Genomic DNA, 21,794 nt, shown 5'->3' on the forward strand with positions numbered 1-21,794 from the left:
GTCCGCCGGCGGCACGGGCCTGCGTCCCTCGCGGTCCGGCGCTGCCGGGCACCTCAGGATGAAGGGGGATGCGAAAGCCGGAAGGCCGGGGCCCCGCCCGACCGTCTTCGCCCGCCCCCTCACCCGCCGCTGCGCGGCGACCTCTCCCCGACGGGGAGAGGTGACGGCGATGCGCGCGACCCTTCCCGCTCCCCCGCCTCACAAAGACCACTCCACACTGGAACCATTCCAGAAATTTCCCTGATACAGCAGGAACTTGACCCGCCCTTGCGGCTCATGCAGAACCGCCTTGTGTCCCTTGGCGCCCTGTGGTGCCGAAGGGCGGCCGGAGATCGCATGCGCCTGTCCCCTGCCCCCACCCCTGCCGCCCATGCGGCCTCCCACGCCTCCCATGCCGGCGAGCGCGCGGCCTATGCGCGCCTCGTGCGCCGGCGCGTTCTGCTCGTCGCCGGGCTCGGTGCGCTGATGGCGCTGGCGCTGGTGGTCGACATCGCCACCGGCCCTTCCAACCTGCCGCTTGCCGACGTGGTGTCCGGCCTTGTGAACCCCGCCGGGCTCGACGCCCCCTCCCGCGTCATCCTCTGGCAGGTGCGCCTGCCGATGGCGCTGATGGCGGTGCTGGTGGGGGCGGCGCTGGCGCTGGCCGGGGCGGAGATGCAGACCATTCTCAACAACCCGCTGGCCAGCCCCTTCACCCTCGGCGTGTCCTCCGCCGCCTCCTTCGGCGCGGCGCTGGCGCTGGTGCTGGGGGTGAGCCTGCCGGTGATCCCCGCCGACTGGAACCTGCCGGCCTTCGCCTTCCTCTTCGCCCTCGGCTCGGTGCTGATGTTGCAGGCCATGGCCAATCTGCGCGGCACCGGGGTGGAAACGCTGGTGCTGTTCGGCATCGCGCTGGTGTTCACCTTCAACGCGCTGGTGGCGCTGGTGCAATATGTCGCCAGCCAGGAGGCGCTGCAGCAGCTGGTGTTCTGGAGCATGGGCAGCCTCTCGCGCGCCAGCTGGGGCAAGCTCGGCGTGCTGGCGCTGGTCATCGCCGCCGTGGTGCCGTTCTCGCTGGCCGCCGCCTGGCGGATGACGGCGCTGCGCCTCGGCGAGGACCGGGCGCGCTCCTTCGGCATCTCGGTCAGGCGGCTGCGCTTCTTCTCGCTGCTGCGGGTGAGCCTGCTGGCCGCCACCTCGGTCGCCTTTGTCGGCACCATCGGCTTCATCGGGCTGGTGGCGCCGCACATTGCCCGGATGCTGGTGGGCGAGGACCACCGCTTCTTCCTGCCGGCGTCGATGCTGGCGGGCGCCGTCATCATGTCGCTGGCCTCGGTCGGCTCGAAGCTCATCGTGCCCGGCGCGCTGCTGCCGGTCGGCATCATCACCGCGCTGATCGGCGTGCCCTTCTTCATGGTGCTGATCTTCGCCCGCAGGGAGCGGATGTGATGGTGCCCTCCCTCACCATCGAGGGCCTGTCCGTCGTTTATGGAAGGCGGCCGGTCATCGACAACCTCACACTACCTCCGGTTGCGGGCGGCGGGGTGACGGCGCTGATCGGCCCGAACGCGGCCGGCAAGACCACCCTGCTGCGCGCGCTCGCCGGGCTGGTGCCGGCGAAGGGGTCGGTCCGGCTCGGTCAAGCGGCGCGCGTTGGTCCCACTGCACCGATCGTCCACCCCATCGAACTGACTGCACTGCCGATTTCGCAGCATGCGCGGCACGTCACTTACATGCCGCAGGCCCTGCCGCAGCGTGTGGCGCTCACCGTGTTCGAGGCGACGCTTTCGGCGCTGATGTCGGCCCGCAGCGAGGTCGTGCTTTCGCAAGCGCAGGCACAGGCGCGCGCGCTGGAGGTGCTGGAAAGGCTTGGAATCCTTGATCTTTCCCGGCGCGGCCTGGATGAGTTGTCCGGCGGCCAGCGCCAGCTCGCCAGCCTCGCGCAATCGCTGGTGCGCGAGCCGACCGTGCTGCTGCTCGACGAGCCGACCAGCGCGCTCGACATCCATCACCAGATGCGGGTGATGCAGCTGGTGGCGGAACTGGCGCGCGAGCGTTCCATCATCGTGGTGATCGTGCTGCACGACATCGCCCAGGCCGCCCGCTACGCGCAGCGAATCGTTGTTCTGGAACAAGGGCTTATCGCCGCAGATGGTCCGCCGGAACAGGCGATTACGCCTGAAATGCTGGCCCGCGTCTACAAGGTCGAAGCCCGCGTCGAACCGTGCTCGCAGGGTTTTCTGCAGGTGATCGTCGATCGCGCGGTGTAGTTGAGCGTTTTCGAGCGAAGTGGATACCGGTTCGCGTCAAGAAAACGCGTAGATTCAAGGAGCTAGAGCATTTCCCCGATTCATTTAATCGGGGAAATGCTCTAGCCGCGCAGTGTGGCGCCGCCATCGACATAGAGATCGGCCATGGTGACATGGCCGGCGCGGTCGGAGAGCAGGAACAGGACGGCGTCGGCGACATCGTCCGGATTCGCCAGCTTTCCCAAAGGGATGCCGGCCTTGAAGGTCTCCGGCGTGCCGGCGATCACCCGTGCGGCGCCGTGCTCGTCCGCCCACATGCCGGTCTGCATCGGCGTCAGGGTGGAGCCGGGCGCGACGATGTTGCAGCGAATGCCGTGCGGCGCCAGTTCCAGCCCGAGGCAGCGGGTGAACATGGTCGCCGCCGCCTTGGAAGCGGCATAGGCCGCCATGGCATGGCGCGGAATGCCGGCGGCATTGGAGGAGACGACCACCATCGCCCCGCGATTGCGCGGCTTCATCACCCGCGCCACCGCCCGCGCCACCCGGAAAACGCCGGTGGCGTTGATGTCCAGCACCCGCTCCCACTCGGCATCGGAAAGGCTCGTCACCGGCTCATAAGAGAGCACGCCCGCCACATGGGCGAGCAGATCGATGGGGCCTATCTCGCCTTCGATCCGCGCCACCAGCGCGTCCACCGCCTCGGTCGAGCGCACATCGAGCAGGAACGGGGTAACGGCCGTGCCCAGTTCCCCGGCCAGCGCCTCCCCCCCCGCCTCCTCGCGATCGGTCGCGACGACGCGCACGCCCTCCGCCACGAGTTGGCGCACCAGGGCCGCACCAATGCCGCCGGCCGCGCCCGTCACCAGCGCGATTTTGCCGCTCAACCCGCTGTCACGCATGGCTTTTCCTCGTTCGCTGCCGCCATTTCCAGCGCCTTCGCCAGCGCGGGGGCGATCGCTTGCACCGCCGCCGGCCCGGTGAGATGGGCGTGCAGGCTCGGCACCTCGATCACCTCGACCGACGCCGCATAGGGCTCCCACTGCGCCGGCGAGAGATCCCGCCCCGCATGGTCCAGCGCGGCGCGGAAATGCAGGATCGGGCCATGGTAGCGGCGGTGAAAATGCCCGCGCACCAGCCGGTTATTGCCCGCCACCACCCGCACCACGCCGTCCAGCGCCGCGTCGGGCAATTGGCCGAGCGGGCTGTCGGAAGCGCGCAGAAAAGCGAGCACGGAAGGCCGGTTCAGCGCCAGCGCCGGCAGTCGGTCGGGGTCATGGCCGGCGATGGCGAGCAGCGCCCTCAAGGCGCCGTCCTCGCCCGGGTCCGGCTCGCCGCGCCAGACATCGCAGGGGTAGGAATCGAGCAGCGCCACCACGCCGACTTCCGCGCTGGTCTCGGCGAGCCGCACCGCCATCGCCTGCGCGAGGATGCCGCCGACCGACCAGCCGAGCAGATGATAGGGGCCTTGCCGCCGCAGCGCGCGAATGCGCGCGACATACTCGGCCGCCAGCGCCTCCAGGTTTTCCGGCGACTCGACGCCCGGCGCCAGCGCCGGCGCCTGCAGGCCATACACAGTCCGGCGGGGGCTGAGCGTCCGCGCCAGCCTTCCATAGCACCAGGAAATGCCGCCAGCGGGATGGATGACGAACAAAGGCGGCAGGTCGGGCGCGCCCTCGACAAGGGTGATAAGCGGCGCGAGGCCGAGATCCTCCGCCGGGGCCTCCGCCTCCACCAGCCGGGCGAAGCCTTCCACTGTCGGCTGGGCGAACAGGGCGCCAAGGCCGGGATCGCGGCCGAACGCCGCGCGCACCCGCAGCAGCAGCGCGACGGCACTGAGCGAATCCCCGCCCAGCGCGAAGAAGTCGTCCTCGGCCATGACCGGCGAACCGAGCTTCAATTCTGCCGCGAAGAGGCCCGCCAGCATCCGCTCGGTCGGCGTGGCCGGCAAACGACTGCCGGAACTGGCAAAATCCGGTGCCGGCAGCGCGGTGCGGTCGAGCTTGCCATTGGCGTTCACCGGCACTTGGTCGAGCGCGACTATCGCCGCCGGCACCATATAGTCCGGCAGGCGGACGGCCATTGCGGCCCTCAGCGTGGAAAGGTCGGCGCCGGGCTCGGCCACCACATAGGCGACAAGGCGGGTGGTCCCCCGGTCCTCGCGGGCGAGGAGGGCGCACTGGCGCACGAGGCCGCTCTCCATCGCCGCCGCCTCGATCTCGCCGAGTTCGATGCGCAGGCCGCGGATCTTCACCTGATGGTCGGAGCGGCCGAGAAACACCACCGCCCCGTCCGGCCGCCACAAAGCGAGGTCGCCGGTGGCGTAGATCCGTTCGCCCGACCGGAACGGGTCGGGAAGGAAGCGCTCTTCGGTCAGGTCCGGCCGGCCGAGATAGCCGCGCGCCAGCTGCACCCCGCCAAGGAAGAGGTGGCCCGGCACATCGGGCGGCTGCGGCCGGCCAGCCTCGTCGAGCACATAGAGCCGGGTGTTCCACACCGGAAATCCGATCGGCACCGGGCGCGAAGCATCATCCGCGCCGGCCGGCCAGTAGCTGACATCCACCCCCGCCTCGGTCGGCCCATAGAGATTGTGCAGCTCGGCGGAGAGGGTTCGGTGGAACCGGTCGCGCAGGTCGGCCGGGAGTTCCTCGCCGGAGCAGAACACGCGGGCAAGGCGCAGCCCCTGCACGGCCGGCTCGGCGAGAAAGGCGGCCAGCATGGAGGGCACGAAATGCGCTGTCGTGATCGCTTCCTCCCGGATGATCCGCGCCAGCGCCAGCGGATCCCGATGCGCCTCCGGCGGGGCGACCACAAGGCAAGCACCTGATATCAATGGAAGGAAGAACTCCCACACCGAGACATCGAAGGTCGCTGGCGTCTTCTGCAGGATTCGGTCGGCTTGGGTGAAGCCATACTGCGCCCGCATCCATTCCAGCCGGTTGACGATGGCGCGGTGCTCAATCACCACGCCCTTCGGTTCTCCGGTCGAACCCGAAGTGTAGATCACATAGGCCGCATCATCAGGCGCCGGGCCGGTGAGCGCCACCTCGGCCGGCGCCACCGGCCAGTCGCAGAACGACAGAACCTCGACCTCGCCCCTGAAGCGGTGGGCATCCTCCGCCCGCACCAGCACGAGGCGCGGCTTGGCCGAGGCGAGGATGCGGGAAAGCCGCGCCTCCGGCTGGGCGAGATCGAGCGGCAGATAGGCAAGCCCCGACCGCAGCACCGCGACCAGCGCCACCACCAGATCGAAGGAGCGCGGCAGTGCCACCGCGACGATGCCGCCCTCACCCGCCGGCAGACGCGCCGCTAGCGCCCGGCTGCGCGCTTCCAGCGTGGCATAGTCCATCGTCTCCCCGGCAAAGCGCAGCGCCGGCGCGTGCGGCGTCACCCGCATCTGCGCCTCAATCAGCGCGGCGAGCGTGATGTCGGGCACGGAGTGGTCGGTGCCGTTGAGGTCGTAGAGGTGGCGCTGCGCCTCCTCCGGCGTCGCGGTGGGCACATCGTCGAGGTTCTCGGCCGCGCTGGCCGCCGCGATGAAATGCGCCAGCCGGGCGGCGTGCGCCGCCACGGCATCGGCGGCGTAGAGGTCCGGATTGGCGTCCACCTCCAGTCGCAGGCCATCCGTGCCGTGCAGGCGGAAGGTGAAGGTGATGTCCTCCACCGGCCCGGTCGACAGCACGTCCAGCCGGCTGGAGAGTCCGTCGAAGCGCGGCGTCTCGTCGAAGGGCAGGAGATTGATCAGCGGCCCGTGCAGCCGGCGCTGGCCGCCAACCCGCCGGAGGTCGCGCCGCAGCTGCTCCGAGCGGTAACGGCCGTGCCGGCGGGCGCGGATGAGGCTTTTCGCCACCGCGCCGAGATAGGCGTTGCGGTCGCCCCCCTCCGTCAGGTCGACGCGCAACGGCAGCACATTCATCAGCATGGAAGGCACTCGCGCCGCCGCGCTGCCGAGCCGCGCCATGAACGGCACGCCGACGATCACCTCCGACGTGCCGGTGTGGCGCCCGACATAGGCAGCCGTCAGCGCCGTCACGACGTCCGGCCAGGGGATGGCCGTGCGCTCGGCCACCGCCCGCAGCCGCGCGAAGGCGGGCGCGTCGATCTCCACCGCGCGGCGGTGGAAGGCGGGCGCGCTCATAGGGTTGCCGGGCGCGAGGCTCGCCACATCTGGCGCGTCGGCGAACAGCGCGCGCCAATAGGCACTGTCTTTTTCACGCTTCTCGGAGGTTTGATAAGCCGCATCTTCGGCGAGGGCGGCGGCAAGGCCGGGCAGCGGCGCGCCGGTGGCGGTGCCGCGCCGGCGGGCATTGTAGAGTTCGGCCACCCGCTGGGTGAGCAGGATCATCCCGTAGCCGTCAATGGCGAGATGGTGGATGCGCTGCTGCCAGATATGCCGCTCGCCCCCCAGCACGAACAGCCGCTCGGCGGCGAGTTTGTCGCGCGTCGGGTCGATCGGGGCCGCCATGTCGCGGGCGATCTCCACCTGAGCCGCCGCCAGCGGGTCGATCTCCCGCGAGAGGTCGATCACATCAAGCACCGGACGCTGCGCCGGGTCGATCACCTGCCTCGGCCCGCCGGGCGCGTCGATCATTCGCAGGGAGAGCGCGTCGGCCTCCGCCACCGCCTGCGCCAGCGCCGCCTCGAAGGCCGTGCGGTCCAGCGGGCCGGTCAGCTCGATCAACTGGCCGGTATTGAACAGCGGGTTGGCGGGGTCGAGCCGCTGCGCGTACCACAGGCCGGACTGCGCCTCGGTGAGCGGATGGGCCTGCGGCTCGGCCATGCGTTCACGCGCCCGCGCTCTGCCGGGCCTCGACCAACGCCCACCAGCCGTCCAGCGTCGGGGTCTCGGCGAAGGCCGCGAAGTCGAGCGCCAGCCCGCCCTCGCTCCATTTCAGGACGAGGTTCATCGCCCGCATGGAATCGAGGCCGAGGTCGATGAGGCTGTCGCCGCCGCCGATCTCCTCAGGGTCCTCGTGCAGCATCCGGGCGATGTCGGCGCGCATGGCCTCGCGCGTCACCGGCGCGGCGGCAGGTGTTAAGATGCGGCGGATATCGCCGGGCTCAATGGCCATCACAGCACCTCCAGGATTTGCGCGGTGTTCAGCGGAACGCCGCACACATCAGCGACATAGGCCAGCGCGAGGTCATGCTTGGCGCGGGAGAAATCGGCCAGCGCATCGGCTGCCATGAACGGCTCGATATCGCGCATGAAGGCGTCGGCGGCGGTCAGCGTGCAGCCGATATGCGCGTAGACGCCTGATATGATGAGCTGGTCGCGGCCGCGCGCGCGCAGCAGAGTCTCCAGATTCGAGCGCTGGAAGGCGCTGTAGCGGTGCTTCACCAGCGTGAAATCGCCCGGCTGCGGGGCGAGCGCGGCGAGGATCGGCTGATGCGCGGGCGCAGCGCTCATTCCCGGCCCCCAGAGGTCGGCCTGCAGGCCCCGGTCGCGCCGGTCCTGGTCGCCCTCCTGTGCGGTGTAGAACACCGGCACGCCCGCCTTGCGCGCCGCCTGCGCCAGCGCGGCGATGTTGGCGACGACGGTGACGAGCGGGTCGGCACCGGAAGTGAAGGGGCGCAGGAAATAGTTCTGCATGTCGTGGATCAGCAGCGCCGCGCGGTCGCGCTGCAGCTTCCACGGCGCGCGCGGCGTGGGCAGTTCCTCGGCGCGAGGCAGCGCATAGGGGGAAATCGTCGGCAAGCCTTTGGCGGTCATGTCAGCCCTCCGCCTGTGCGAGGAAGCGCCGGCGCAGGCTGGCGCGCAGTTCCTTGCGCGAAACCTTGCCCACCGCTGTGGTCTCGAAGCCATCGACGAAGACGATCTGGTCCGGCACCTTGAAGTCGGCGAGCCCACGCCGGCGCATCCACGCCTTCAGCGCCGCCGCCTTCGGCGTCTCGCCTTGCGCGATGATGAAGGCGCAGGAGCGCTCGCCGAGAAACGCGTCCGGCAGCGAGACCACCGCCGCGTCGAACACATTTGGGTGCCCGAGCAGATGGTCCTCGATCTCCTCGGCGGAAATCTTCTCGCCGGCGCGGTTGATGTGGTCGCCCGCCCGGCCCTGCACGACGAGATTGCCGTCCAGCATGCGCTTCACCACGTCGCCGGTGCGGTAGAAGCCATCCGGCGTGAAGGCGCGGGCATTGGCGCCGTCATTATTGTGATAGGCGCGGATCGTGTAGGGCCCGCGCGTCAACAGGTTGCCGGCTTCACCCTCCGGCACGGGGCGGCCCTCATCGTCGAGGATCAGCACCTCGTCATCCGGGCTGATCGGCCGGCCCTGCGTGGTGACGATGGTCTCCTCCGGGTCGTCGAGGCGGGTGTAGTTCACCAGCCCCTCAGCCATGCCGAACACCTGCTGCAGCGTGCAGCCGAGCACGGGGCGCACCCGGCGGGCGGATTCGGCCAGGAACTTCGCGCCCCCAACCTGCAGCACCTCGAGCGAAGACAGGTCGTGCGGCGTCGTCGGCGCCGCCTGCAGCCAGAGCAGCGCCAGCGGCGGCACCAGGCCGGTAATGGTCACGCCCTCGCGGGCGATCAGCGGGAAAGCGGCTTCCGGGCTCGGCGAGGGCGCCAGCACCACGCGCGAACCCGCATAGAGCGCGCCGAACACGCCGGGCGAGCTCATCGGGAAATTATGCGCCACCGGCAGCGCGGCGAGATAGACGCTGTCGGGGGTCAGCCGGCAGATCTCGGCGCTGGCGCGGAAGGAATAGATGTAGTCGTCATGGGTGCGCGGGATCAGCTTGGAAAGGCCCGTCGATCCCCCGGAGATCTGCAGGAAGGCTACGTCGGACGGCTCAGCATCTTCGGGAAGGGCGGCCGCATCGCCATCCGGCAGCGCGTCGAGCGCGGTGAACGGCCCGGCCTCGCCCACCACCACGACATGGGCGAGCTCCGGCACCTCGCCGCACACCTCCTGCGCCAGCGCCCGGTAGTCGAACCCGTCATGCCGGTCGGCGATGATGTAACCGCGCGCTTCGGCGGTGCGGGCGAAATGGACGATCTCGACGCTGCGATGCGCCGGCAGCGCATAGACCGGGACCAGCCGGGCGCGGAACAGGCCGAACACGACGGAGAGAAATTCGGCGATATTGGGCAGTTGCACCACCACCCGGTCGCCCAGCTTCAGCCCGAGCGCCAGCAGGCCGCGCGCAAGCCGCTCGGCCCGCGCGTCCAGCTCGGCGAAGCTCCAGCGCTGCTCGCCCCCGATCACGGCCAGCCGGTCGGGCATCGCGGCCACGCGCGCGCGCAAAAACGAGGTGAAGGTCTCCCCGCGCCAATAGCCCTTGTCGCTGTAGCGGGCGGCAAACGCCGTCGGCCAGACCTGCTGCAGCGGCCTCATGCGCGCTCCTCCATCAGGGGGGCGCCCTTCTCGTCGATGCCGAGAGCGGTGAGCAGGGCGGCGAATTTGGCCGAGGTCTCCTCGCCTTCCGCCGCCGGATCGGACCCGGCGACAATGCCCGCGCCGGCTGAGAGCCGTGCCTCACATCCGGAAAGCTCAGCGCAGCGGATCGCCACATGCCAGTCGCCATCGCCGGAAGCCTCGCACCAGCCAACCGCGCCGGCGTAGAAGCCGCGCTCATAGCCTTCCAATTCGGCGATGGCCCGCGCCGCCGCCGCCCTCGGCGTGCCGCAGACGGCGGGCGTCGGGTGCAGCAGCAGCGCGAGGTCGAGCGCGGAAAGCGTGTCATCGCGCAGGCGGCCCGCGATCGGGGTACCGAGATGCCACATGCTGGCGGTGGAGGTCAGTTCCGGCTCGCCCGGGGCGGCGAGATCCGTGCAATGGGGCGCCAGCTGGTCGAGTATGGCCTCGACCACCTCCCGGTGCTCGCGCCGGTCCTTCTCGGAGCCGAGCAGCGCCTGCGCCGCCGCGCGGTCCGCCGCAGCCGCGCGGGCCCGGCGGGACGAGCCGGCAAGCGGATGCGAAGTGACGTCGCGGCCGCGCTTCGACACCAGAAGCTCCGGTGTCGCGCCCACCAGCACACGCGGCGCACCGGCGCTCGGCAGCGGCACGCAGAAGGCGGCGACGCTCACATCCCGCGCCAGGGCGCGCAGCAGGGCGGCCGCATCGATCGGCCGGTCGGCAAGGATCTTCAGGCTGCGCGAAAGCACGATCTTGCGCAGCCCCTCCTGGCTCTGCGCCATCCGCACCAACGCCGCGGCGACGGCGGCCTCATAGGCGGCAAGCGTCGGCTCCGGCGTCACCTGCCAGCGCGCCGGGCGGGCGCTTTCGGCCCGGCGCGGCAGCGGGAAGGAGGAGGCGAGGTCGGAGCGGCCGGGGCGGCGCGACAGCTCCGCCGGTCGATAGAGATGGGCTGGAACCTGCGCCGCGAAGGGCAGCGCGCCGACGACGAGCCTGGGCCCCTCCCCACCCGCCAGCAGCCGACGCACCCGCGCGCCCGGAGGCTCCAGCCCCTCGGCGACAGATTCGAGCCACCCCCGCGCCACCAGCGTCTCCCCGGTGGAAGCGAGCACGAACGGCATGGCGGGCGCGGGGGAGAGCGACGGCGCGGCGTCGGCGACGCGACCGGGTGCCGGCGCCGCCTCGAACGAATCGGTTCTCGCCGCACCCGCGCGCCAACGCATCGCTCCGTGGGAAACCGTCATGATGGCAGGGCTCCGGCGCAGCCGATCAGGGCCTGATCAGGGTGACGGTGTCGCCATAGGGGTCGACCATTGGCACCGGACGGGCGCGGGGGGCCTCGCCGGCGGGCGCGGCGGCTCCGGCGGGCGGCGCGGCCGGACGCGGACGGCCGGCGGTCTTCAGCTTGTTCGACACATAGGCATTGCCGGTGGCGACATCGACCGTCACGGTCTGCGGCATCGAGCCGGTGACGATGTTGGCGACCGGGTCCAACGTCTTGGTATCAATGAGCGAGGTGAAGCCGGCCTGCCGGTTGGTGACATAGAGCAGGTTGCGCTGCGGATCGATGGCAAGGCTGAGCGCGCCCGGGCCGGTGGGAATCTTCTTGATGACCTTGCCGTCCTTGGCATCGAGCGCGACGACCTCGCCCGAGCCCTGATGGGCGACGAACACCTGGTCGCCGGAAGCATCATAAGCGAGGTTGATCGCCCCCTCGCCGCCCGAAGGGAAGCTCGTGACCTTCTTGCTGGCGAGATCGACGACATGCACCTCGTTGCTCTCCATGGCGGAGAGGAAAAGGCGCTGGCCCTTGGCGTCGAGCGCGATGCCGGTCACTGAGCCGGGCAGATTGTCGATGGAACCGACGATTTCCTTCTTGGCGCCGTCGACGATCCACACCGAGGATGGCGTGTCGCGCCGGCCGGTCACGCTGACATAGGCGCGGTTGGCCGCCTCGTCGACGGCGACCTCGCGCACATGCGCCTTCTCGCCCTTGGCGAGCTTGGCCACGACCTTGCCGGTGGCGAGATCGACCACCGCGACCGAGCCGTCGCGGGTCTGCGTGCCGTAGAGCGTCTTCGTCTTGTTGTCGATGGCGAGCCCGAACACCGGGTCGTCGCCGAGCGCGATGGTTTCCTTCGTCTCCAGCGTCGCCGGGTCGAGCGCGTAGATGAAGGTCTCGGTGGCCCCTCGGGCGCCAGCGGCGGCGACATAGACACGGTTCATCGGCGCGCTGAACACCAGTTCATACAGTCCCGCGCCGGGCTTCACCGTCTTGACGAACTCGGGATCGGCCAGCGCCGCACCGGCAAGGCCGACCAGCGCCACCGAGGCAAGGGCAACCCGGGCAAGGGCAACCCGGGCGAGCGATCGCAGGCAGGGCCGGGCAAAGGTCGCGTCGATCGGCATGACGTGTCTCCGTTGAGTAATGTCGGGATATCCGCGACAGGGCCGCCCCCCGGCGGGCCCCGTCAGTCGAGGCTGATCCAGTTGGGTCCTTCGACCGGCACGGTGAGAAAGCGCTCATTGACCTGCGCCACCGTGCGCTCGACATCGAGCGCCGCGAAGCGTTCGGGATGGATCCACTTGGCGAGGATCTCCACCGTGAACAGGTCGAGCGGCGAGTTGAGCATCTGGTGCGAGAGGCCGTGGACGCGGTGAGCGCGCACGGCGGCAAAGCCGGAGAAGCCCGGCCGGGCGACCACACGCGCCAGCGTCTCGCGCGCCTTGTCGGCGCTGTATTCCGGGCCGATCAGCAGCCCGGCAGTGCCTTCCATGTGGCTGCCGCCGGTGGCGATATAGACCTGCGGGTCCTGGGCGATGACATATTCGAGGTTGAGCTTGCCGAAGGCGCGCGAGATCACCGCCGCGCCGATATTGGTGCCGCCCACCGCCTCGATGATGTCGCCGACATTGCCCCGACCGGGCGAATTGCAGCAATCCGCCGTCATCGCCGCATGCGGTTCGAGAAACACGCGCGGACGCTCGGCCTCGCTCAGCCCGGCGAGCGTGTCGCGCACCGCGTCGAGATGGCTGCGACGGAAGGCGAGGAATTCCTCCGCCTTGGCGGAAGCCCCGGTGGCCGCCCCGAGCAGGAGCAGGCTCGGTTCCATATGCGTCAGCGGATGGGTGAAGAAGTCGATCACCACCACCGGAATGCCCGCCGCCTCGATGCGCGCGCGCTCCTCCGGCGAGGGCTGGCCGCCGAGAGAGAACACGGCAAGATCGGGCCGCGCCGCCACCACCTGCTCCACCGAGACGGCGCCGGCCGAGCTCGCCACCTTGGCGAGGGTGACGATGGCCGGGAACCTCGCCCGGTAGGCGTCATAGGTGCGCGTGCCGATTCGGTTGATGTCGTGCGGCCACGCGGCCAGCACGCTTACCGGGTCACGGTGGATGAGCGCCAGGGCGATGAGAAAGCGGCCGTCGTCGATCAGCAGCCGCTTGGCCGGCGCCGCCAGCGTCACCTCGCGCCCGGTCACGTCCTTCAGCGCAATCTGCCCCTGTGCCGGAACCGTCAAAGCAAGAAAGACGAATGCCAACGCCGCCCGCCACCCCGCCCGGAGGCGGCACGCAACTGCAGTCTTGGCGCGAATACGGAAAAACATGGGCGGAAAATACCGGCAAGAAACGCGATTTGCGGAGCCTATTCCCTCCGAAATGCCCGTTATGTCAACTAAACAATTTGTAATTGCTTGTTTTTAATTGGTCTAATTTGTATTCTTTTCTATATGTGAAACGTTTTTACTTACATGCCTCCATCTTGTCTTGACGTCGCGTCATCACAACGCCCTGGCCGGCGAGGCCAATGGGGCACTCCTGTGTCGTTCGAACGACGCAGAAGGCTGGCAGTCTTCTTGCCCCAGAAACCACGAGCCGCGACGCCTCTCCAAAGGGAGGGCGCCATTGGCTAAAGGGTAGAAGGCTCCTGACCGGCGGTAGGAGCCCCGCCGCCAACCGGATTGAGAGCACCCATGCGCGTCGCGATGATCGGCACAGGCTATGTCGGCCTGGTTTCCGGCACCTGCTTTTCCGATTTCGGCCACGACGTTACCTGCGTCGACACCGACCTCTCCAAGATCGAGCGGCTGAAGGCGGGCATCATGCCGATCTTCGAGCCGGGCCTCGACGATCTGGTCGCCCGCAATGTGGCCGACGGCAGGCTGCACTTCACCACCGACCTCGCGGAAGCGGTCGCGGGCGCGGAGGTGGTGTTCATCGCGGTGGGCACGCCCTCCCGCCGGGGCGATGGCCATGCCGACCTGTCCTATGTCCACGCCGCCGCCCGCGAGATCGCCCGCGCCGTCAAGGGCTTCACCGTCGTTGTCACCAAGTCGACCGTGCCGGTCGGCACCGGCGCCGATCTCGAAGCGATCATCCGCGAGGAAGCGCCGGACGCCGACATCGCCGTGGTCTCCAATCCCGAATTCCTGCGCGAGGGCGCGGCGATCGAGGATTTCAAGCGCCCGGACCGCATCGTCGTCGGCACCGCCGATCCGCGTGCCCGCGAGGTGATGGCGGCTCTCTACCGTCCGCTCTCGTTGAACACCGCGCCGCTTCTGTTCACCGATCGCGCCAATGCCGAGCTGATCAAATACGCCAGCAACGCCTTTCTCGCGGTCAAGATCACCTTCATCAACGAGATGGCGGACCTGTGCGAGAAGGTCGGCGGCGACGTGCAGGAAGTGGCGCGCGGCATCGGCCTCGACCGCCGCATCGGGCCGAAATTCCTGCATGCCGGGCCCGGCTATGGGGGTTCCTGCTTTCCCAAGGACACGCTGGCCCTCACCCGCACCGCCCAGGAGGCGGGCACGCCGCTGCGCCTGGTCGAGACCGTGACCACGGTCAACGAAACCCGCAAGGCCGCGATGGGCCGCCGGGTGCTGGAAGCGCTGAGCGTGCCTCCGCGCGGGGCCACCGTTGCCGTGCTCGGCCTCACCTTCAAGCCCAACACTGACGACATGCGCGACAGCCCGGCCATCAACATCGTGCAGTTGCTGGTCGATCGGGGGGTGAAGATCCGCGCCTATGATCCGGTCGGCATGGAGGAGGCGCGCAAGGTTCTCCCCGAGGGCATCCACTACGCGACCGGCGCCTATGAATGCGCCGAGGGCGCCGACTGCCTGGTCATCGTCACCGAATGGGACGCCTTCCGCGCCCTCGATCTCGACCGGCTGAAGACGCAGCTGCGCAGTCCCATCGTGGTCGATCTGCGCAACATCTACCCCCCAGAAGACCTCATCCGCCGCGGCTTCACCTATGTCGGCATCGGACGGGGCGATCTGTCGATAGGCTGAGCCTGCGCGCCCCTCGGCGGAACATGGCTTCCTCCGTCGCGTTGCCCCCTCGACCAGCAACCCGATACGGTCATGGGCGGGCCTCGCACCCCCGCGCAGTGGCGGGTTGTCGGGATGGCAGCGCGGGAGGGACAGGCGTGAGCACAAGCGAAAGACGCGCGATATGGAGCGCGGCCCTCAGCGGCGCCGTGATCGGCGCCCTCGCCAGCGCGGCTCTTCGCTCAGTAGGCCAGGGCCAGACCTTTGGCGGCGCGCCTCGAACGGCAAGCCACGCCGGCGCGGGCTTGGAGGGCGCCCGCGGGCGCGCCGCCGCAAACCCCGCTCAGATTCCGCGTCGGGGCTGGCGCGATATCGTCCTTCGCACGGGCAAGGCCTTCTTTGCCAATCGGGTGCTCGGCCTTTCGGCCGGCGTCACCTTCTATACGCTTCTCGCCACCTTCCCCGCCCTTGCGGCCATCATCTCGCTCTACGGGCTGTTCCTCGACCCCGCAACCATTCAGGGCCAGCTTGAGGCGGCCTCCTGGCTGCTGCCGTCAGGCGCCATCGAGGTGATGCGGGACCAGATCCAGCGGCTGAGGGCGACGGAGACCTCCAGCCTTGGATGGCGCTTCGTGTTCAGCCTCGGAGCGGCGCTATGGAGCGCGAACGCGGCCACCAAGGCGATGATCGAGGCGCTCAATATCGTTTATGAGGAGGAGGAGCGGCGCTCCTTCCTCCACTTCACGCTGGTCACGCTGGGCTTTACCCTCGCCGCCGTGCTCTTCGCGGTCATCGCGCTTGCGGCGGTGGTGGTGCTGCCGCTCATGCTCACGGTGCTCGACCTTCCCAGCGGCAATGAGCGGCTGATTACGTGGCTGAGATGGCCGGCGCTGGCCGTGGTCGTGGCGTTCCTCATCACCGTCATCTACCGCTTCGGCCCGTCGCGGGAGCGGCCGCAATGGAAATGGGTAAGCATGGGCAGCGCGGTCGCCGCCTTTCTGTGGCTTGCGACCTCGGCAGGCTTCTCCTGGTATGTGAGCCACTTCGCCTCCTATGAGCAGACCTATGGATCGCTGGGCGCGGTGATCGGCTTCATGGTGTGGATATGGCTGTCGATGTCGGTGCTTCTGCTGGGCGCGGAATTGAACGCCGAGATCGAGCATCAGACCGCCATCGACACCACCACGGGCGCTCCCCTGCCGATGGGCCTGCGCGGGGCCCGGATGGCGGACACCATCGGCGCGGCTCAAGGCTGATCGCACCGCCGCGCGCCGGCAAATGCGGCACCGGCGGCTCCGGCGGCTTGTCCGGCGGATCGCTCAGATGACGATCATGTGGTCAGGCAGTTCGTTGGTATCGCCGGCGATGGGCGGCACATGCCGGGCGAGAAGGTGACCGGCCACGGCCACGCCATCCACCAGCCCGTCGCCGAGTCGCCCCTGCCGGGCGCCGGCCAGCACGGCGGCGCACACGCTCTCCCAGGCCTCATGCCCCACCTTGGCGTGAATCGCCTCGTCGGCGACCACTTCCACCAGATGCTCGGCCGGCGCCACCAGGATCAGCACCCCGGTGCGGCCGCTGGTCCGGTGAATGCCCCGCGCCAGGAAATGGTCGATGGCGGCGGCCCTTCCGGCTTCCTCGCGGGCAAAGCGCGGCACGGTGAGCGCCCCGAGCGGGGTGAAGATCAGCACCGCGCCGGCCACCATAAAGGCGCAGGCCTGCACGGAGAGCAGTGCAGGCGTGTCCAGCGCGGTCAGCAGGGCGAGCGGCCAGGGCAGCACCAGCGCCAGCAGCGCCGCCCACATCAGCCCGTAGAAGGGGTGGCGCACCAGCGGCCGGGTGAGCACCACGACGCGGATCTCGCCCGCCGTGGCCGCCTCCGCCTGCGCGATCGCGGCAGCCACCGCCACATGTTCCTGTTCGCTCAAGCTCTTGCCCATCACCAGCTTCCCGATGCCCCGCCGCCGCCGGAGGAGCCGCCGCCGCCCGAGAAGCCACCACCACCGCCACTACTGCTGCCGCCGGACCAGCCGCCGCCGCTCCGGCGTGACCAGTCCCAGCCCGCCGCGCCGCCCGTGAGCGCCCCGGCGCCGCGCCGCCCGCGCGTGCGCAGATGGCCCGACTTGGCCTGCCGGTAGAACACGAAGGCCCAGAAGGCGATCATCAGCACGATGAAGACGATGTGCCCCCAATCCTCGCCGCTCATCGCCGGCTCGGCCGCAAGGCGGGCGCGTTCGCGCGCCTCTTCCGGGTCGAGATTGAGCACCTCGATCACCGCGTCGGCGCCCTTCTCGATGCCGCCGGCGAAATCGCCGTTGCGGAAGGCCGGGAGAACTGCGGTCTGGATGATGGTGCTCGCCACCGCATCGGGCAGCACCCCCTCCAGCCCATAACCGGTCTCGATCCGCACCCGCCGCTCAGTGGGCGCGACCAGCAGAAGCACGCCATTGTCCTTGTCGCCCTGCCCCAGCTTCCAGAAGCGGAACAGCCGGTTCGCATAGTCCTCCACCGAGGTGCCCTCCAGCGAGGGCACGGTGGCGACGACGAACTGGTCGGTGGTGCGCGCTTCCTGCGCGGCGAGCTTGGCCTCCAGCGTCGCCCGGGCGTCGGGGCTCAGCACCTGCGCGCCATCCACCACCCGCCCGGAAAGGGCGGGGAAGGTCATATCCGCCCACGCCACGCCAATGCCGAGCGACAGGCCGGCGAGGACGACCAGCCCTGCCAGCAGCACGCGCGCGGCGGCGCGCCTGAGGGGTCCCGAGGGGATCACCGCCCGCACGGTCAGTTGAACTTCACCTGAGGCGCCTTCATCTGCTCCTCGGCGATGGTGAAGGTCTCCATCGGCTTGCTGCTGCGATACAGCGTGCTGGCCCAAAGGACGCCGGGGAAGGTGCGCAGCTCGGTATTATAGACGCGCACCGCCTCGATATAGTCGCGCCGCGCCACGGCGATTCGGTTTTCCGTGCCTTCGATCTGCGCCTGAAGCGCCAGGAAGTTCTGATTCGCCTTCAGGTCGGGATAGGATTCGGAGATGGCTATCAGGCGCCCCAGCGCGCCGGAAAGCTGCGACTGCGCCTGCTGGAACTGCCGGAACTGTTCGGGGTCGGTGATGGTGGAGGCATCGACCTTGATCGAGGTCGCCTGCGCCCGCGCCTGCGTCACCTGGGTCAGCACCTCGCTCTCGTGCTGGGCGTAGCCCTTCACGGTCTCGACGAGGTTGGGGATCAGTTCGGCGCGGCGCTGATACTGGTTCAGCACATCGCTCCACGCCGCCTTGGCCTTCTCCTCATTGGTCGGGATGTTGTTTACCCCGCAGCCGGCAAGGCCGGTGGCGAGCACCACCAGCAGCAGCGGCGCGAGAAGGCGGCGGGAGAACCCCGACAGGCGGGAGAGGTTCGGCATGACGGGCCCTTTCAGCAGCACGGCCGCTTGGCGACGCGCTGACTATAGAGCGGAGCGCTGCCGAGTTCATCACTCCAATCAGGACTTGCCGCTGCCTCGCTCGCCCAGCACGTTGAAGGCGATCATCATGGAAACGGCAAAGCCCACCAGCAAAAGGGCGGAGACGAGGGGAATGGGGAGAAAGCCGAGAGCGCTCATGGCGGCACGTCCAGTCAGAGAGGCGCTTGATATAGGCGCGCCAGCCCGCTTTGGGATGGGGGACATCCATGCAGGCAAGCCATTGATGAAGTGCAAAAATGTCGGCGCCGCGGCGCTTTTTTCGCCGATTTGCGACGCGGTCTGAAAAAGCCTAGGGCGTCGCCAGCTTGAACTCGCGCAGTTCCTCCGGCGTGAAATAGAACATCTCCTGCGGCGGGGTCTCCATGGCGCTGATCCAGACCCGGGGATCGACCCCCATGCTGACCAGATGGCGCTGCGCCTCGGCGGAGACGCGCTGCGCCTGCGCCATGCCCTCGGCGCCATCGAGGTGCGGCCCGCCCGGCTGATGGGCGGCAAAGACCTGATGCACGCCGATGGCCGACCCCGGCTCCGCCGTGCGTTTGACGCCCGCCGCGAAAATGAGTGGGCAGGAAGAGGCGCAGAGCGCTTTCGCCTCGACGCGCGTGGCCAGCCCTCGGGCGCGGATCAGCCGCCCCATGGCCAGCGCATCGGCAACCGAGCCGCCCGGCGAACTCAGCGCCACCGCCTTCACATAGCTTCCGCGCTTCTCAAGCTCGGCCTTGAACCGCTCGGCCGTGCCGGGGGTGATGGTTCCCCGCGCCTCCAGCCGGCCATCGGCCAGCAATTCGATCGTCATCGCCTGCCGCAGCTCGGCATCGGGCTGGCGGCCGGGGCGATCCTGGCCCGGTGGCGCCTTGTCGGGGCGCGCGGACGGCAGATAGGGCACCGCCGGCGCCTCGGCCGGGGCGGTGGGGTCGGCGTTCGGCAGGGCAGCGGGCGCCTGCCCGCGCTCGTGGAAATCCCACACCACCACCAGCACCGTCAGCCCGACAAGGGCGCGGAAGACCAGCCTCAGCAGCGTCTCGTCCGGACGGTCCCCGAGCGCGCGGCGCCACAGCGCGCGCGCCGGCGCGGGAGAAGATGGGCCTGGGGCGGCGGCGTCCAAAAGCTCAGTCCTTCTTGATCCGATTGGCGGGCAGTGTCGTGACCGTCGCGGCGGGCGAAACCGCGGCCCCCTCCGCTTCGGTCATCGCCGCCTCGAACGCCTCCGCTTCCGACGCCGTCCGCCGCTCGTCGCCCACCTGCCGGGCCAGCCGCAGCGCGGTGATGAGCTGGGCGGCCGACATCGTGTCCGCCTCGGCCGGTTGCTCCTCGCGCCGGATCGCGGCGTGCACCACGCACAGGATGAGCACGAGCACGGCCGGCAGCAGGTCGATGGAGATGGCCCCGGCCCAGCTCGGCAGGAAATCGCCAGCATAGCGCACCACCGCCTCGGCGGTGGAGAGCGGCTGGAAGCGTGCCGGCTCGACCGATCCGGTGCCGATGATCTTGTCGGCGGCCTGCGAGAGCGCGTTCGCCTGCGCCTGCACCGCCTTCTCGACGCTGCCGACAACGGTGGACTGGCGTCCCGCGAGATCCGCCGTGCGGCCATCGGCGGCGGGGGCGATGAAGCCGGTGACGAGGTCGTCGGCCGCCCGCCGCACCGCCGGCGCCATCGAGGTCTGTTCCAGCGAGGCGATGGTGCCGATCAGCGCCAGCGCCTCGGCGCCGAACGCATCCGAGCGGGCCTTGATGTCGCCCTGCCCGGAGACGAAGGCCCGCATCCGGGCGATCTGCGCGCTGCCCTCTTCATACAACGCCTTCGCCCGCTCGCCGCTCGCCGCGACTTGACGGGCGAGATCGTCGAGCTGGCTGGACATCTGGCTGAGCAACTGGACCACCGTGCCCGACCCGCCGGTGCCGGTGAGCGCCCCGCCGCGCTCCGCGTCTGCCAGGCGGGCGAAACGGGTCGAGGCCAGCTGGATATCGGGGAGGAGGCTCTGTGCGCCCAGCGCCCGGTTATGCGCCGTGTCGAGGTCGCGGGTGTAGTTCTGCACCGTCACCGCGAGATGCTGCTCGATGGCTGCCGCCCCCGCCAGCGCCGCGGCGTTCAGCCAGGACGACATGGCGATGATCATCAGCGAGCCGAGCAGCATGGCGGCGGTGAGCCACAGGCGGCTTGCCACGTCCCGCACATGCGGCAGGAAGCGCAGCAGGAACGACCAGAAGGCGTAGATCGCGATCGAGACCGCGCTCGAATAGATGATCGCGGCGAAGACCGTCATAACGGGCGAGCCGTCGAGCAGTTCGCGAACGCCGAGATAGGTGTAGACGCCCGACGCGAGGGCCAGCACGGCAAGCGTGAGGCGCATGGTCGTGTCGAGCCCGGACACGCCTTCGCGCAGAGCCGAAGCCATTCAGGGGAACCTCGTGGGAAAACTGTCTTGATGTTGCCGGGCTTTGCGCCGGCAATGTGACGCAGGGTCCCGCGGGTCCGCTCGCCCGCGTCACAGCTCCGTTACCCCGCCTGCGCCATCCATTCATAGGTTGCCCGCACCCCTTCGCGCAGCGGGATTGTGCTTTCCCAACCGAAATCGGCCTTCGCCCGCGAGACGTCCAGAATGGATTCGCACACGTCGAGAGCCCGTCCTGGTCGATAGAGCGGCGCGATGTCACGGCCGGTGACGGCGTGCAGGATGGCGATGATCTCGTTCAGCGACGTGCCCTGCCCGCTGCCGGCATTATAGGGGCCGGTCCTGTCCGTCGCGACGGCGCGGGCGCACAGATCCGCCAGTTCCGTCACATAGACATAGTCGCGCACCACGCTGCCATCGCCCCAGATCTCGATCGGCTCATTCTGGCGAAGCCTGGTCAGGAAGGTGGAAATGACGCCCTGCACACCGGCGTGGCCCTGTCGCGGGCCATAGGGATTGGAGGCGCGGATCGTCACCGGCGACAGCCCCCGCGTGCGGCCGTAGAGGTCGAGATAATGCTCGATCGCCACCTTGACGATTCCGTAGGAATTTATCGGCCGCAGCGGATGCGTCTCGGGGATCGGCACCTGGTCGGGTCGTCCATAGACGGTGCCGCCGGACGACAGGAACAGCAACCGCGACACCCCCACCCGGCTCATGGCATCGAGCAGGCCGAGAGTGCCGATCAGGTTTCCCTGCACATCCAGCGCGGGGTTAAGGTCCGCCGTGCCGGGGACGGTGGTTCCGGCCAGATGCAGCACCGCTTCGACCCCCGCCAAGGCTTCGATGAGAACCATCTGGTCGCTGAAGTCGCCGACAAGATACTCAACACCCTCCACCGGCGGGCGAAACCTCTCCGGCTGCCGGTCGAGCACCTTGACGCTATGCCCGCGAGCCCGCAGCCGGTCCACCACATGGGAACCGATGAAACCGCAGCCCCCGATTACAAGCGTCTTCACACACATCGTCCTGTCGCTCGAATGGCCAGGCCATCCCTCAGACCTGCCCCGGCAGGCA

At 69.3% G+C, this 21,794-nt stretch carries 18 protein-coding genes; 4 read left to right on the top strand and 14 right to left on the bottom strand.

Annotated features, from left to right (window positions below):
- Nucleotides 1-336: 336 nt before the first annotated feature.
- Together J2S76_RS04020 and J2S76_RS04025 are read left to right on the top strand one after the other, a co-directional pair.
- Complete coding sequence (locus J2S76_RS04020; RefSeq protein WP_307057759.1) at nt 337-1,428, top strand: FecCD family ABC transporter permease; 1,092 nt, start codon at nt 337-339, stop codon at nt 1,426-1,428.
- The gene (locus J2S76_RS04025) at nt 1,428-2,249 is read left to right on the top strand and encodes an ABC transporter ATP-binding protein (protein ID WP_307057761.1); all 822 of its coding nucleotides are present in this window, start codon (nt 1,428-1,430) and stop codon (nt 2,247-2,249) included. Before J2S76_RS04020 ends, J2S76_RS04025 begins: the two co-directional genes overlap by 1 nt.
- A gap of 101 nt (nt 2,250-2,350) precedes the next feature.
- Here the strand turns inward: J2S76_RS04025 and J2S76_RS04030 are convergent, their stop codons facing one another.
- From J2S76_RS04030 to J2S76_RS04065, 8 genes are all read right to left on the bottom strand, one after another.
- Entirely contained in the window at nt 2,351-3,127 is a 777-nt protein-coding gene (locus J2S76_RS04030) for a 2,3-dihydro-2,3-dihydroxybenzoate dehydrogenase (RefSeq protein ID WP_307057763.1), read from the bottom strand.
- Nucleotides 3,109-7,005: a non-ribosomal peptide synthetase gene (locus tag J2S76_RS04035; RefSeq protein ID WP_307057765.1), complete on the bottom strand. Its 3,897-nt coding sequence runs from the start codon at nt 7,003-7,005 to the stop codon at nt 3,109-3,111. The genes J2S76_RS04030 and J2S76_RS04035 overlap by 19 nt, the downstream gene beginning before the upstream one ends.
- Nucleotides 7,006-7,009: 4 nt before the next feature.
- Nucleotides 7,010-7,297, bottom strand: coding sequence for a phosphopantetheine-binding protein (locus tag J2S76_RS04040; protein WP_307057766.1), 288 nt, complete (start codon nt 7,295-7,297; stop codon nt 7,010-7,012).
- Nucleotides 7,297-7,938: an isochorismatase family protein gene (locus J2S76_RS04045; protein ID WP_307057768.1), complete on the bottom strand. Its 642-nt coding sequence runs from the start codon at nt 7,936-7,938 to the stop codon at nt 7,297-7,299. Before J2S76_RS04045 ends, J2S76_RS04040 begins: the two co-directional genes overlap by 1 nt.
- 1 nt (nt 7,939) lies before the next feature.
- Nucleotides 7,940-9,565 carry a (2,3-dihydroxybenzoyl)adenylate synthase gene (locus tag J2S76_RS04050; protein WP_307057770.1) on the bottom strand — a complete coding sequence of 542 codons (1,626 nt, stop codon included), beginning with the start codon at nt 9,563-9,565 and terminating at the stop codon, nt 7,940-7,942.
- Nucleotides 9,562-10,830: an isochorismate synthase gene (locus J2S76_RS04055; RefSeq protein ID WP_307057772.1), complete on the bottom strand. Its 1,269-nt coding sequence runs from the start codon at nt 10,828-10,830 to the stop codon at nt 9,562-9,564. Before J2S76_RS04055 ends, J2S76_RS04050 begins: the two co-directional genes overlap by 4 nt.
- Before the next feature lie 25 nt (nt 10,831-10,855).
- Nucleotides 10,856-11,995 carry a YncE family protein gene (locus J2S76_RS04060; RefSeq protein ID WP_307057774.1) on the bottom strand — a complete coding sequence of 380 codons (1,140 nt, stop codon included), beginning with the start codon at nt 11,993-11,995 and terminating at the stop codon, nt 10,856-10,858.
- Nucleotides 11,996-12,057: 62 nt separating this feature from the next.
- Nucleotides 12,058-13,128, bottom strand: coding sequence for an ABC transporter substrate-binding protein (locus J2S76_RS04065; protein WP_307057776.1), 1,071 nt, complete (start codon nt 13,126-13,128; stop codon nt 12,058-12,060).
- A 432-nt stretch (nt 13,129-13,560) separates the two neighbouring features.
- Between J2S76_RS04065 and J2S76_RS04070 the strand changes: the two genes are divergently transcribed.
- Both J2S76_RS04070 and J2S76_RS04075 read left to right on the top strand, forming a co-directional pair.
- Nucleotides 13,561-14,883, top strand: a complete 1,323-nt coding sequence (locus J2S76_RS04070) for a UDP-glucose dehydrogenase family protein (protein WP_307057779.1) — start codon at nt 13,561-13,563, stop codon at nt 14,881-14,883.
- A gap of 389 nt (nt 14,884-15,272) precedes the next feature.
- Nucleotides 15,273-16,118, top strand: a complete 846-nt coding sequence (locus tag J2S76_RS04075) for a YihY/virulence factor BrkB family protein (RefSeq protein WP_370874692.1) — start codon at nt 15,273-15,275, stop codon at nt 16,116-16,118.
- A 63-nt stretch (nt 16,119-16,181) separates the two neighbouring features.
- Here the strand turns inward: J2S76_RS04075 and J2S76_RS04080 are convergent, their stop codons facing one another.
- From J2S76_RS04080 to J2S76_RS04105, 6 genes are all read right to left on the bottom strand, one after another.
- Complete coding sequence (locus J2S76_RS04080) at nt 16,182-16,802, bottom strand: TPM domain-containing protein (protein WP_307057781.1); 621 nt, start codon at nt 16,800-16,802, stop codon at nt 16,182-16,184.
- Nucleotides 16,802-17,641 (bottom strand): TPM domain-containing protein, encoded by an 840-nt coding sequence (locus J2S76_RS04085; RefSeq protein WP_307057783.1) that lies wholly within the window; start codon nt 17,639-17,641, stop codon nt 16,802-16,804. Before J2S76_RS04085 ends, J2S76_RS04080 begins: the two co-directional genes overlap by 1 nt.
- 2 nt (nt 17,642-17,643) lie before the next feature.
- Nucleotides 17,644-18,264 (bottom strand): LemA family protein, encoded by a 621-nt coding sequence (locus J2S76_RS04090; protein ID WP_307057785.1) that lies wholly within the window; start codon nt 18,262-18,264, stop codon nt 17,644-17,646.
- A gap of 349 nt (nt 18,265-18,613) precedes the next feature.
- Nucleotides 18,614-19,429, bottom strand: a complete 816-nt coding sequence (locus J2S76_RS04095; RefSeq protein ID WP_307057787.1) for a COG3904 family protein — start codon at nt 19,427-19,429, stop codon at nt 18,614-18,616.
- 4 nt (nt 19,430-19,433) lie between these two features.
- Nucleotides 19,434-20,720 carry a hypothetical protein gene (locus J2S76_RS04100; protein ID WP_307057789.1) on the bottom strand — a complete coding sequence of 429 codons (1,287 nt, stop codon included), beginning with the start codon at nt 20,718-20,720 and terminating at the stop codon, nt 19,434-19,436.
- Between the two features lie 101 nt (nt 20,721-20,821).
- On the bottom strand, nt 20,822-21,736 hold the full coding sequence (locus J2S76_RS04105; RefSeq protein WP_370874693.1) for an NAD-dependent epimerase/dehydratase family protein: 915 nt from the start codon (nt 21,734-21,736) through the stop codon (nt 20,822-20,824).
- Nucleotides 21,737-21,794: the final 58 nt, after the last annotated feature.

This window comes from Ancylobacter vacuolatus (assembly GCF_030813595.1).
Classification (GTDB): domain Bacteria; phylum Pseudomonadota; class Alphaproteobacteria; order Rhizobiales; family Xanthobacteraceae; genus Ancylobacter; species Ancylobacter vacuolatus.

Coding starts and splice junctions, on each gene's coding strand:
- J2S76_RS04020 (WP_307057759.1), top strand. CDS start 337: ATGCGCCTGTCCCCTGCCCCCACCCCTGCCGCCCATGCGGCCTCCCAC.
- J2S76_RS04025 (WP_307057761.1), top strand. CDS start 1,428: ATGGTGCCCTCCCTCACCATCGAGGGCCTGTCCGTCGTTTATGGAAGG.
- J2S76_RS04030 (WP_307057763.1), bottom strand. CDS start 3,127: ATGCGTGACAGCGGGTTGAGCGGCAAAATCGCGCTGGTGACGGGCGCG.
- J2S76_RS04035 (WP_307057765.1), bottom strand. CDS start 7,005: ATGGCCGAGCCGCAGGCCCATCCGCTCACCGAGGCGCAGTCCGGCCTG.
- J2S76_RS04040 (WP_307057766.1), bottom strand. CDS start 7,297: ATGGCCATTGAGCCCGGCGATATCCGCCGCATCTTAACACCTGCCGCC.
- J2S76_RS04045 (WP_307057768.1), bottom strand. CDS start 7,938: ATGACCGCCAAAGGCTTGCCGACGATTTCCCCCTATGCGCTGCCTCGC.
- J2S76_RS04050 (WP_307057770.1), bottom strand. CDS start 9,565: ATGAGGCCGCTGCAGCAGGTCTGGCCGACGGCGTTTGCCGCCCGCTAC.
- J2S76_RS04055 (WP_307057772.1), bottom strand. CDS start 10,830: ATGACGGTTTCCCACGGAGCGATGCGTTGGCGCGCGGGTGCGGCGAGA.
- J2S76_RS04060 (WP_307057774.1), bottom strand. CDS start 11,995: ATGCCGATCGACGCGACCTTTGCCCGGCCCTGCCTGCGATCGCTCGCC.
- J2S76_RS04070 (WP_307057779.1), top strand. CDS start 13,561: ATGCGCGTCGCGATGATCGGCACAGGCTATGTCGGCCTGGTTTCCGGC.
- J2S76_RS04080 (WP_307057781.1), bottom strand. CDS start 16,802: ATGGGCAAGAGCTTGAGCGAACAGGAACATGTGGCGGTGGCTGCCGCG.
- J2S76_RS04090 (WP_307057785.1), bottom strand. CDS start 18,264: ATGCCGAACCTCTCCCGCCTGTCGGGGTTCTCCCGCCGCCTTCTCGCG.
- J2S76_RS04100 (WP_307057789.1), bottom strand. CDS start 20,720: ATGGCTTCGGCTCTGCGCGAAGGCGTGTCCGGGCTCGACACGACCATG.